This window comes from Microvirga roseola (genome assembly GCF_020866965.1).
Lineage (GTDB): Bacteria > Pseudomonadota > Alphaproteobacteria > Rhizobiales > Beijerinckiaceae > Microvirga > Microvirga roseola.
The window spans coordinates 1-11,942 of record NZ_JAJATX010000033.1 but is presented as its reverse complement, the minus strand read 5'-3'; the positions used below and the strand labels follow the sequence as shown (position 1 = coordinate 11,942).

Below are 11,942 nucleotides of genomic sequence, written 5' to 3'. Positions count from 1 at the left end.
GCTCGGCCGGCAGGGCGACACCCTCAAATGCTTCAGTGAGGAGAGGCTCTCAGGCCGCCTTCCAAGCCTGCTGTGCCGTCAGCTTCTCGGCTTGCTCGTCCGCCCGCTTTGCGGCAGGGCGATGGACATGTCGCTCGCTATACGTCTGGAACACAGGACGCTTCTCGATCAGGCCCGTCATCATGCCCCATTGAAGGTGGCTCGCGAGCAGGACATCGGCGGCCGTGAAGCGATCACCCGCGACATAGGTGCGGCCCTCCAGCCAAGCGGATAACGTATCGAGCACACGCGCATAGGAGCCGTAGCCGAAGCGCATTTCCATGTCGGGCGAGGGATCCCAGCCGATGGAATGGTTGGAGATGGCGGGCTCCAGGCAGCCGGCGGTGAAGAAGAGCCAGCGGTAATAATCGCCGCGATGCCGGGGCTCGGGCGCAAGGCCGGCCTCAGGGAAGGCGTCGGCCAAGTAGGCGCAGATGGCGGCAGCCTCCGTCACGACCGTGCCGCCGTGCTTGATTGCCGGTACCTTGCCCATGGGATTGATGGTGAGATAATCCGTCTCTTTCATGGTGGTCGTGAAATCCAGCACCCTGAGGGTGTAGGGACGGCCGATCTCCTCCAGCATCCAGTGCACGATGTTCCCGCGCGATTGCGAGTTGGTGTAGAAGACGAGGTCTGCGTCCTTGGTGTCCTGGCTCATGTGGGTGTCTCCCTGGTGTGGTGTGAACGGGAGACTGAATAGCGCATCCCACTGTCAGATTCTGGCAGTAGCGTTTGCTGCCATTCCTTCATGAGCTGCCGGCGCGGCCTCGGCAGGCGCTCGGGCAGGATCTCAGCCGTCTCAATCCGGTCAGCGCGGAAATGGCGGAAGTTCTGACGCAGTTCGCACCAGGCCACCAGTACGCGGGTCGACTCAAAGAAGCCGAGTGTGGTGGGCCAGACGATCCGTACGGTGCGTGCGCCCTTCTCGTCGGCGTAGGAGAGGGACAGCTTGCGTCCCTCGTCCAGCGCGCGCCGGAGAAGCGCGAGATCGACCGCCTGCGGTCGCTCCCAGCCAGGACCGACGACCATAGCATCATCTTCCAAGCGCTCTCGCAGATCAGCGGGAAGGACGGCGGCGACTTTGGCCATGGCGTTGCGGGCCGCCTGACCCATTCCCTCATCGGTGCGCTGCCCGACCCATTTGAGGCCGAGCGCCAGCGCTTCGATCTCCTCGGGCGAGAACATCAGGGGCGGGAGCAGAAAGCCTGGCTTCAGCACATAACCGAGCCCTGGCTCGCCCTCGATCTGCGCGCCCATGGCCTGAAGCGACGCAATGTCACGATAGAGCGTGCGCAGCGAGATCCCCGCCTCGCGTGCCAGGGTCGCCCCACTTACAGGGCGTCGGTGGTGGCGGAGGATCTGAAGGAGATCAAAAAGGCGTTCGGCTCGGGACATAGACCAAGCCTAACACGGAATGCTGTCAGATCATGACAGTAGGATCGATCGGGCAGCACCGTCCTGTAAGAGCCGATTAGCCTTCACGTCCAACCAGCGACGATTAGTAGATGTCCAGATGTCGTTGCACAAGGTGCCAGCTCAAACCCACACCATAAAGGTCCGCATTTAGCACTTCTGGGAAGTAGGCCGACGGTCTGCTTCAGCAAGGAGCAGCGGATGCTCCCGGAGGGCAGGGGATCCGTCACTGCATGACCCGCACCGGACCTTCAGCCACAGAGTCTATCGACCCATCCTGGACCATCAAGCATCATCTCATCACACGTCCCCATCCCGAACGCTGCGGCTGACGTGGTGGGCCGTGATGGACGTGGGTGGTTCTCCTGCACGTGAGATTGGCCTATCCAGGCGATAGCACTGCACAAGACGTGTGTTGAAACCGGATTGAAGGTTGGTGCGGCGATGAGCCGGCCGTACCGCTGAGATGCGGCGCGGTATGTTCGAGCCTGGCTCCACTCGATGAGGACCCTCCTTTCTCACTTGGGCGTCGCCTCACAAACTCCCTTGTGGCTACGGGATGATGCCTCTGCTCGCCAGCGCCTGAATGACGTGCGATGTAAGCCGTTCAGGCTCCTCCGTTCCTGATGCGAGCACCAGATCCGGGTGCTCGGGCGGTTCGTAGGGGCTGCCGATCCCGGTGAAGTTCGGGATCAGACCGGCGCGGGTCTTCCGGTAAAGGCCTTTGGGATCCCGCGCCTCACAGATTGCCAGGGGCGCATCCACGAAGATCTCAAGGAACTCGTCCTCCTCAACTAGGCTGCGGGCCATCAGCCGCTCGCTGCGGAACGGCGAGATGAGGCTCACCAGTACAATCAGCCCTGCCTCGACCATGAGCCTCGCGACCTCCGCCACACGGCGGACGTTTTCCACCCGATCAACGTCAGTGAAGCCAAGATCCTTGTTCAGGCCGTTGCGGACATTGTCGCCATCCAGGCTCATGGTCCGGCACCCCCGGCGATGCAGCTCCTGCTCGACGAGATCGGCGATAGTGGACTTCCCGGCTCCGGATAGGCCGGTGAACCACAGCACGCAGGGCTTTTGCCCGCTGGCCGCCGCGCGGGCTGCCTTGTTCACCGTCATCTTCTGGCGGTGGACATTCGACGCGCGGCGCAGGGCAAACTCGATCATGCCGCAGCCCACCGTGGCATTGCTCATCCGGTCGATCAGGATAAAGCTACCCATCGCCTGGTTCGTTCTGTAGGGCTCAAGCGCAATCGGCTGGTCCGTCGCGAGGTTGCAGACACCGACTTCGTTCCGGGCAAGGCACTTGGCAGCCACACGCTCCTGCGTGCTGACGTTTACCGCATATTTCAGCTCGGTTACCTGAGCTCCGACGCTCGCGGTGCCCAGGCGCAGGAGGTAGGGACGGCCAGGAAGCAGGGGCTGCTCGCCCATCCAGACCACGTGGGCCAAAAACTGGTCGCAGACCTCGGGCCGATCGTCAGCGGAGGCAATGACATCCCCACGTGAGACATCGAGGTCGTCTGACAGAACCAAGGTGACCGCATCGCCTGCGTTAGCTACCTCTAGGACCCCATCCATGGTGACGATTTGCTCGATCCGGGTGGTGCGGCCGCCCGGCAGGACAGCGACAGGATCGCCCACCTGGACGCAGCCGCTGGCGACGGTGCCCGCAAAACCGCGGAAATCCTGGTGGGGTCGGTTGACCCACTGCACCGGCATGCGGAACGCACTGGACCTTGCAGGGAAGGCGATCTCAACCGTCTCAAGATACTGGAGGAGACTCGGACCGTCGTACCACGCCATCGCAGGCGAGGCGGACGTGACGTTGTCGCCCGTCAGAGCCGACAGGGGGATGCACGTCACGTGCTCCAGCCCAAGCTCGCGGGCAAAGGCCCGGTACGCCGCGGTGATGCGCTCGAACACTGCCCTATCCCAGCCGATAGCGTCCATCTTGTTGACAGCCAGAACCACGTGGCGGACACCCAGCAGCGAGACAATGTGGCTGTGGCGCCGCGTCTGGGTGAGCAGGCCCTTGCGTGCATCCACCAGCAGCACGGCTGCTTGGGCTGTGGAGGCGCCCGTTACCATATTACGGGTATACTGCTCATGCCCGGGCGTGTCGGCCACGATGAACCTGCGGCGGCCGGTTGCGAAGAAGCGGTAGGCAACATCAATGGTAATGCCCTGCTCACGTTCGGCGGCCAATCCATCGACGAGCAGCGCCAGGTCGAGCTGACCCGCGCCCGTGGTGCCAAAGCGGCGGGAGTCCGTCTCCAGGCTCGCGAGCTGATCCTCGAACAGGAGCTTGCAATCGTACAGGAGGCGGCCAATGAGGGTCGACTTGCCGTCGTCGACCGAGCCGCAGGTGATGAACCGCAACAGATTGGTGCGAGTGTGCCGGGGCAAGTCCGGCTGCCCGCCGGCGGAGTGATCCCGTGTCGGGCCTGCCATCAGAAGTAGCCTTCCTGCTTCTTGATCTCCATGGACGATCCCGCATCGTGATCGATAACCCGGCCCTGGCGCTCGGAGGTCCGTGCCAGCCGCATCTCCTGGATGATCTCCGGCACGGTTTCGGCCCTGCTTTCCACCGCCCCTGTCAGGGGATAGCAGCCCAGGGTCCGAAACCGCACCCAACGCATCTCAGGTAGCTCCCCGGGACGGAGCGGCATGCGCTCGTCATCCACCATGATCAGGGCGCCGTCGCGCTCGACCACCGGGCGCGGCCTGGCGAAGTACAGCGGCACGACAGGGATGTTCTCCTGGTCGATGTACTGCCAGATGTCGAGCTCCGTCCAGTTGGACAGCGGGAACACACGAACGCTCTCCCCTTGACTGACCCGCCCGTTGTAGAGGTTCCACAGTTCCGGGCGTTGGTTCTTCGGATCCCAGCGATGATTGGGGCTCCGGAAGGAGAAGATGCGCTCCTTGGCGCGGGACTTCTCCTCGTCCCGGCGCGCCCCGCCGAGGGCTGCATCGAAACCGTACCGGTCGATCGCCTGCTTCAGGCTCTGGGTCTTCATGATGTCCGTATGCACGGCAGAGCCGTGCGTGAATGGCCCAATCCCTTGCCGCACGCCCTCCTCGTTTACCTGGACGATCAGGTTGAGGCCCAACTCCCCAGCGCGACGATCGCGAAAGGCGATCATGTCCTGGAACTTCCACGTGCTGTCGACGTGCAGGAGGGAAAATGGAGGCTTTGAGGGATAGAACGCCTTCAAGGCCAGGTGCAGCATGACCGAGCTGTCCTTGCCGATCGAATAGAGCAGCACCGGGTTGCGGAACTGAGCCGCCACTTCCCGCATGATGTAAATGGACTCGGCCTCAAGACGCCTGAGATGAGGATTAGGCGATATCCTGCTCTGCAATACTGACATCCGGTTCTCTTCCCCATAAGCGGGAGCGCTCAATTGGACAGCCGCTCAGCGTCCTCAGTCTCAACACCTGTGGCGCCATGGCTCGGGATGTGCGAGACGAGCAGCCAATGAAGGGGCCTGACATCCGTGTCTCTGCCTCCTTAATTGGCCGAGTCGGGGAAGGAAAGCACCCATGACGGCCCCGGGAAGGCGGTTGCCAGGAGGCTTGATGCCGCACTGGGACGGAGCACCACGCATACCAGCCGGAGTGGAAATCCCACACCATACAGACGTCGTGCAAGATTGGCGTGAGCACTCTTGACCGTATCGCGGCTGGATATTGCTACGTATGTTGAACCATCTAAAGGGGGGCATGCCACCTCCTGGCGCTGGGCGGCGCACAGCGATGCTTGCGCGCCCTTTGCCTGCTCATAGTTTCCGTATAGGGAGGGCTTCACCCTCATCCCAAGGGCAAAGACCTACCTTTCAAGGCTGTAAGCATGCTCCCGGGCGACAATAAACCAACCTCGTCTCGCTACCATTTCATCTCCGGACTGCCCCGGTCCGGCTCAACCCTGCTATCGGCGCTTCTGCGTCAGAACCCCGCCTTCTCCGCCGGCATCTCCAGCCCGCTAGGCTCCCTGTTCCAAGCGAACCGAAACGCTATGGGAGCGTGGTCCGAAACGTCGGTTCTGATGACGGATGCGCATCGGGGGCGTATCCTGCGGTCGCTCTTCGACGCCTACTATGCCGACCAGGACGACAAGCGCGTCATCTTCGACACTAACCGCTCCTGGTGCGCGCGCCTTCCCGCCCTCAAACGATTGTTTCCTGATGCCAAAGTGATTTGTTGCGTGCGCAGCGTCGCCTGGATCATGGACAGTGTCGAGCGGCTGATCCGCCAGAATGCCTTTCATGAAAGCCGCCTGTTTAACAACGACTCCGAACGATCCACCGTTTACACCCGGGTGGATGCGCTCTCGCAGCACGACCGTTTTGTTGGGTACGCGTGGTCGGCGTTGAAGGAGGCGGTTTATGGTGAGCATGCCGACAGCCTCCTGCTGGTCGATTTTGACCTGCTCACCGCCGCACCAGACAGAGTCTTGAACCTGATCTATGACTTCATCGGCGAGCCTGCGTTCGAGCACGATGTGAACAATGTTGTGTTCGATGCTCCGGATTTCGACCAGAACCTTGGATTGCCTGGTCTGCATCGGATCAGGCCGAAGGTTAGCCCGATTCAGAGACAGACGGTGCTGCCGCCGGATCTCTTTGCCCGCTTGGATGCTTTGTCGTTCTGGCGGAACCTAGGGAACAGCCGAGCCCACCTGATCGCCGCGAAGCCAATGCTAAACTCCCCGGAGCCAGGGTAGGATTTGAGGACCACACCGAGAGAGAGCTCGACTGATAGTGAGGGTAGGGCCGATTCGATGCCAACGGCACTCCCGACAGGCCGCCACAGGGTGAGATTGGCCCCGCAGACGTCTTTACGGGGCTGCCGGATAAAGTTTTGCAGGGTAGTCGTAGCCTCTCTCGCAGGAATGAATTCTGCACACAAATCAGAGGCATCTGTACTGCCGGGTGTCCTTTGCTGTTCCTGACCGACCGAAGGCTCTGTGTTGACGCTGCGGTAACATTGCCTGCATAGCTTGATCAGCAAAGGCCCAAGTCCTCCGCATCAACAATCGTGGACTGGGCGCAAGTGGGGCACCTATGACGACCGACACCGCTGCGGGCGAGACCGCCGGCCTTTCCCTGTCCATCACCACCGCCGATGGGGCCGAGGCATCCGCCCGGACGGAGATCGTGTTCGTCGATGCCCGCGTGCATGACTACGACACGATCGTGCAGGGCATCAGCCCGACTGCCGAGGTGGTACTGATCGACTCCAGCCAGGATGGCGTCCAGCAGATGGCCGAGGCGCTATCCGGACGCTCCGGGGTGGATGCGATCCACATCGTCAGCCATGGCGATGACGGCGTGCTACTCTTGGGCAACGGGCCGCTGCATGCGGGTAACATGGAGGGCTATGCGGTCGCGCTGGCGCAGGTCGGGCAGGCGCTCACCGCCGGGGGCGACATTCAGCTCTGGGGCTGCGAAGTCGGGGCCGGCGAGAAGGGGCAAGCATTCGTTGATGCGCTGGCCCAGGCCACGGGAGCGGATGTGGCGGCGTCCAGCGATGGGACGGGGCAGGGCGGCGACTGGGAGCTGGAGATCCGCTCCGGCGAAGTGACAGAGCCTGTCGCATTGGATGCCGCCGCTCTGGCCTCCTACGAGCACAGCTTGGCCACCTTCACCGCCTCAAACCTTGCCGAACTACAAAGCGCCTTGACGATGGCGGCCAGCAACGGTCAGGCGGACACGATCACGCTTTTGGCGGACATTAGCGCCTCGGGCACGGGCAATCTCACCAATGGTTACTTGACCTACATCAACCTAGCCGAGACCCACGCGCTCACCATTGTGGGCGGAGGACACGCGCTGGACGCGAACTACTATGGCGGCGTGGTCTCTGTCTCCTCAGGTGACAATGTCGAGTTCCAGAACCTGACCATCCGCGGCGGCCTGCTGGCGGGTGCAGGGGGCGATGGAGGCACCTCTGCGACGAGCAGCCTAGGGGCGGGCGTCGTCAATCACGGCAACCTGACCCTGGACAGCGTCACTGTCACCGCGAACGTTGCCTCTGGCGGCGGCGGCGGCGGTGGCGTGTCACCCGATCTCGCCGGCGGCGGTGGCGGCGGTGGCGGCGGGTTCAACGGGACTGGCGGTGGCACTGGCGGCAATGCCATGCATGGAACTGGATTCTATGCAGGTGTTGCTGGAGCCTCAGGAACTGGCGGTCGAGGTGGAGGTTACGACGCGACCTACATGGGCGGTCGGGGTGGAAGCACTACTGGAGGCAACGGCGGTATAGGTACGTTTGGCTACAGTAACGGTGGCGCTGGCGCAACGGCAACCAATGGTTTGATCTCCATCGGTGGTGGAGGTGGCGGTGCCGGGTGGAATACTATTGGAGGAACTGGTGGTTCGGCCGCTGGCGGTATCTTCAATGCGTCGGGCGCCACTCTGACCATCGTCGGCACCTCCATCATCTCTAACAATCTCGGTGCCGGCGGCGGCGGCGGCGGTGGGTCAGGCACCGGATCAAACAATCTGAACGGTGGTGATGGCGGCCGGGGTGTAGGGGCGATCTGGAACGAGGGTACGCTACAGATCACCGCCAGCAACTTCAGCGCCATGACCAGCAATGCCGGGGCTAGCGGCCAAGGCGGTCTGGAGGGCGGCACCGGCCAGCCGGGCGTCACGCCGACCAGCCACAACAATATCTACACCTCTGGCACCGGTATCACCGATTCGAACTACGTGCCCAACCCGGCGCCCGCACTGGATGCCAACGGGGCCGGTAGCGGAACGACCCATGTCACCACCTTCACCGAGGACGGCGGCGCGATCCGCATCGCCACCAGCGATGCGGCGCTGACCGACGACGACACCCTCACGGGCATGACCCTGGTGCTGTCTGCCGCCCCCAATGGCGTCTTGGAAAGCATCACCTACGATGCCGCGCTGAACGGTGGGGCGACGCTCGCCTCGCTCGCCCTGACCGGCAGCTACAACTCGGCCACGCACACCTACACGCTCTCCGGCACAGCATCGGCTGCCGTGTATCAGGGCGTGCTGCGGGCCATGGTGTACAACAACACCAGCCAGGCCCCTGACACGGCTACACGCACCATCACGGTCTCAGCCACCGACGCGGAGGGGGCGACCGGCCAGACTACGTCGACCATCACCGTCACGGCAGTGAACGATGCGCCGACGGCCATGCACCTGTCGCAGACAAAGGCGGTGACGGAGGGCGGGGCAGCGATTGCGCTCGACGACATCGTAGTCTCCGATGTGGACGGCAGCGACGCCATCACGGCAACGCTTACCTTGAGCAACCCTGCTGCCGGCAGCCTCTCCACCGGCACCTTCGGCGCAGCCACCTCCACCTTTAACGCCGGTACCGGTGTGTGGACGATCACCGGATCCGTGACCGACGTGAATGCGGCGCTGGCCGCCGTGACGTTGACGCCCTCGGCCAATAACGACCAAAACTTCACCGTCACTACCCGGATCCAGGACACGTCCAATACCGGACCGGCAGACGGTACGATCACCGTCACCGTCACTCCAGTCAATGACGCTCCCACCGCTACGCACCTGAGCCAGAGCAAGGGGTTCACAGAGGACGCAGTCCCTGTCGCGCTTAATGACATAGTGGTCAGCGACGTCGAACCGGGCGACACGATCACGGCGACACTGACCCTGAGCAACCCGGCCGCCGGCTCGCTCTCGGACGGCACATTCGGTTCCGCGACCTCCACTTATGTCGCCAGTACCGGTGTGTGGACGATTACCGGATCCGTGACGGACGTGAATGCAGCTCTGGCCGCTGTGAGCTTTACACCGACCGCCAATTGGGATCAGAACGTCACCATTACCACCCGCATCCGGGATGCGGCGAACATGGGTCCGGCCGATGGAACGATCACGCTCACTGCCATACCAGTGAACGATGCGCCGACACTCGGCACGAACCTCACCGCCTCAACAGACACGGGCAACTCTCTCACCATCACCTCTGCGCAGCTGAATGCGAACGATCCGGATGATGCAGGCACGGGCCTGACCTACACGATCACTGATGCCACCGATAATGGCACGCTGTTCCGCGACGGCAATGGCAACAACGTCGTTGACGGGGGCGAGGCGCTCGGTGCCAGCAGCACCTTCACTCAGGACGACATCAATCAGGGGCTCATTAAGTACCGGCATGGCGGTGGGGCTGGAACAGGCGACAGCTTCACGTTCTCCCTTGCAGATGGTGGTGAGGATGGAGCAGTGCCCGTCACGGGACAGACCTTCAATATCGCCGTCGCGGCCCGGCCGGTCGTCTCGGTCGGGAGTGGCAGTGCAGCCCATGCCGAGGATGGGGGGGCGACTGTTATCGCTCCCGGCCTGACGGTCTCGGATACCGACAGCGCAATGCTGAGCGGAGCGACCATCACCATCACCGATTATGTAGCCGGGGACATCCTGAGCTTCACCAACGCCAGTGGCATTGTCGGCAGCTTTAATGCCGCTACGGGCGTGCTGACCCTCTCCGGTTCGGCAACGGTGACGGACTACCAGGCGGCATTGCGCTCGGTTACCTATTCCACAACGAGCAACAACCCCGCGACCGGGGCTGGCAATGCCGACCGCGTGATCGAATTCCGCGTGAATGACGGCCAAGTGCAGAGCGTCGCCGGAACGAGTCGGGCGGTCACCGTCACCAACACGAACGATGCGCCTGTGCTCGACGTGACACAGTCTCCCGCCCTGACAGGCATTTCTGAGGACGTCGGCAGCCCGACCAATGGCAGCACGGCCAACAGTACGCTCGTGTCCGCCCTTCTGGGCGGCATGATCGATGTCGATACGGGCGCTTTGCAGGGCGTTGCGGTTGTCGGCGTCAGCGGCCAAGGCAGCCTGTGGTACTCCACTGATGGTGGTGCGAGCTGGAGCCAGGTCACGGCCGCTCTCTCGGCGACCAACGCTCTGGTGCTCCACAGCGACGCACGACTCTCCTTCAGGCCTGCGGCTAACTTCCATGGCACGGTGGCGGATGCCATCACCATCAAGGCCTGGGATCGCACGGACGGTCAGACCAATGGCACCACCGGCATCGATACCACCAGCGGTTCCTCGTTTTCGACTGCTGCCGATACGGTCTCTCTCACTGTTGGCAGCGTCAACGACTCCCCGGTCCTAGCCGATACTCCACTCGCCCTGGATCCCGTAGTCGAAGATCCTGGCAGCCCGGTCGGCGCCGTGGGGACGCTCGTCTCCTCCCTGACCGGCGGCATCTCAGATGCCGATCCTGGAGACCCGGCGGGCATTGCCATCGTTGGAGCAGACACCGGGAACGGGATCTGGTTCTTCTCGACCGACAATGGCGCCCACTGGCAGTCATTCGGCGCGCTGAGTATCGGCGCAGCCCGCCTGCTGCTGGCGGATGCCGGCACACGGGTCTACTTCCAGCCTGCGGCAAACTACCAGGGCACAGTGTCCGCAGCTCTGACCATCCGGGCCTGGGATGGAACCACGGGGACGAATGGCGGGACGGCTGATACCACATCGACGGGTGGCGCAACGGCCTTCTCGGCCACCACCAACTTGGTCTCGGTGACGGTCACACCGGTGAACGATGCGCCGACGCTCTCGGGTGGACCAGTTCCACTGACCGGAACTAACGAGGACTCAACCAGCTCTTCGACGCTTGTTTCCACCATCCTCGCATCGGTCATGCGCACCGACGCCGACCCGGGCAGCTTGGCCGGCCTTGCAATCACGGGGGCAACTGGCAACGGGACCTGGCAGTACTCGACGGACGGCGTGGCCTGGACGGACTTCGGCTCGCTCTCCGAGGGCTCTGCCCTGCTGCTGGGTTCGACAATGCGGATCCGTTTTGTTGGCGATGGAGCCAACGGCGGCCCTGCCAATTTCACCTTCCGGGCCTGGGATCAGACCTCGGGCATGGCCTCGGCCAACGGCATGCCACAGAAAGCCGATGTCTCGGTCAACGGCGGTGCGACTGCCTTCTCTGCCGGCACGGCGACGGCGCAGATGACCGTGACATCGGTTAACGACGCCCCGATCCTTGCCAACATTCCAAGCACTCCCATGGCCGTCATCGATGGTCGGACCATTGAGCTGCCGGACATCACGGTCACTGACGTGGACAGCGATACGCTGAGCGTCACCCTGACGGCCACGAACGGCACCATCAACAATTTGGTCGATGCTGATCCGGACGCCGCCGGGCTTCAGCTCACCGGTACGGCATCGACGATCAATGCACAGCTTGCCGACGCCACCTTCACGGCGGCGAGCGTCGGAACGGGATCCGTCGCTATCAGCGTCACGGATGGGATCTCAACACTGGTCACAGGCGCGTTGGAGTTGGTGGTCAATCCAGCGGGCCGCACAGTCGATGGCGTTCTTCTTCAGACGGAAACTATCACCAACCCGGATGGCAGCACCTCGCAGGTGATCACCATCCCGGTCGTGAGGGGAAGCCGGAGCGAGACAGACGGCGACGTC

6 protein-coding genes are annotated in these 11,942 nt (G+C 63.0%); 2 read left to right on the top strand and 4 right to left on the bottom strand.

Annotated elements, in window-relative coordinates; genetic code table 11:
* Nucleotides 1–49: 49 nt before the first annotated feature.
* From LG661_RS16720 to cysD, 4 genes are all read right to left on the bottom strand, one after another.
* A complete protein-coding gene (locus tag LG661_RS16720; RefSeq protein ID WP_230533017.1) occupies nucleotides 50–697 on the bottom strand; it encodes a glutathione S-transferase family protein in 648 nt (215 codons plus the stop codon).
* A complete protein-coding gene (locus LG661_RS16715) occupies nucleotides 694–1,434 on the bottom strand; it encodes a helix-turn-helix transcriptional regulator (RefSeq protein ID WP_230533016.1) in 741 nt (246 codons plus the stop codon). The genes LG661_RS16720 and LG661_RS16715 overlap by 4 nt, the downstream gene beginning before the upstream one ends.
* A 570-nt stretch (nucleotides 1,435–2,004) precedes the next feature.
* Nucleotides 2,005–3,909: a sulfate adenylyltransferase subunit CysN gene (cysN, locus tag LG661_RS16710; protein ID WP_230533015.1), complete on the bottom strand. Its 1,905-nt coding sequence runs from the start codon at nucleotides 3,907–3,909 to the stop codon at nucleotides 2,005–2,007.
* Nucleotides 3,909–4,832 (bottom strand): sulfate adenylyltransferase subunit CysD, encoded by a 924-nt coding sequence (gene cysD / locus LG661_RS16705; RefSeq protein ID WP_230533014.1) that lies wholly within the window; start codon nucleotides 4,830–4,832, stop codon nucleotides 3,909–3,911. Before cysD ends, cysN begins: the two co-directional genes overlap by 1 nt.
* Before the next feature lie 479 nt (nucleotides 4,833–5,311).
* Between cysD and LG661_RS16700 the strand changes: the two genes are divergently transcribed.
* Together LG661_RS16700 and LG661_RS25145 are read left to right on the top strand one after the other, a co-directional pair.
* Nucleotides 5,312–6,184, top strand: coding sequence for a sulfotransferase family protein (locus LG661_RS16700; protein ID WP_230533013.1), 873 nt, complete (start codon nucleotides 5,312–5,314; stop codon nucleotides 6,182–6,184).
* A gap of 340 nt (nucleotides 6,185–6,524) precedes the next feature.
* A partial coding sequence (locus LG661_RS25145; RefSeq protein ID WP_268995479.1) for a DUF4347 domain-containing protein occupies nucleotides 6,525–11,942 on the top strand: 5,418 nt, incomplete at its 3' end.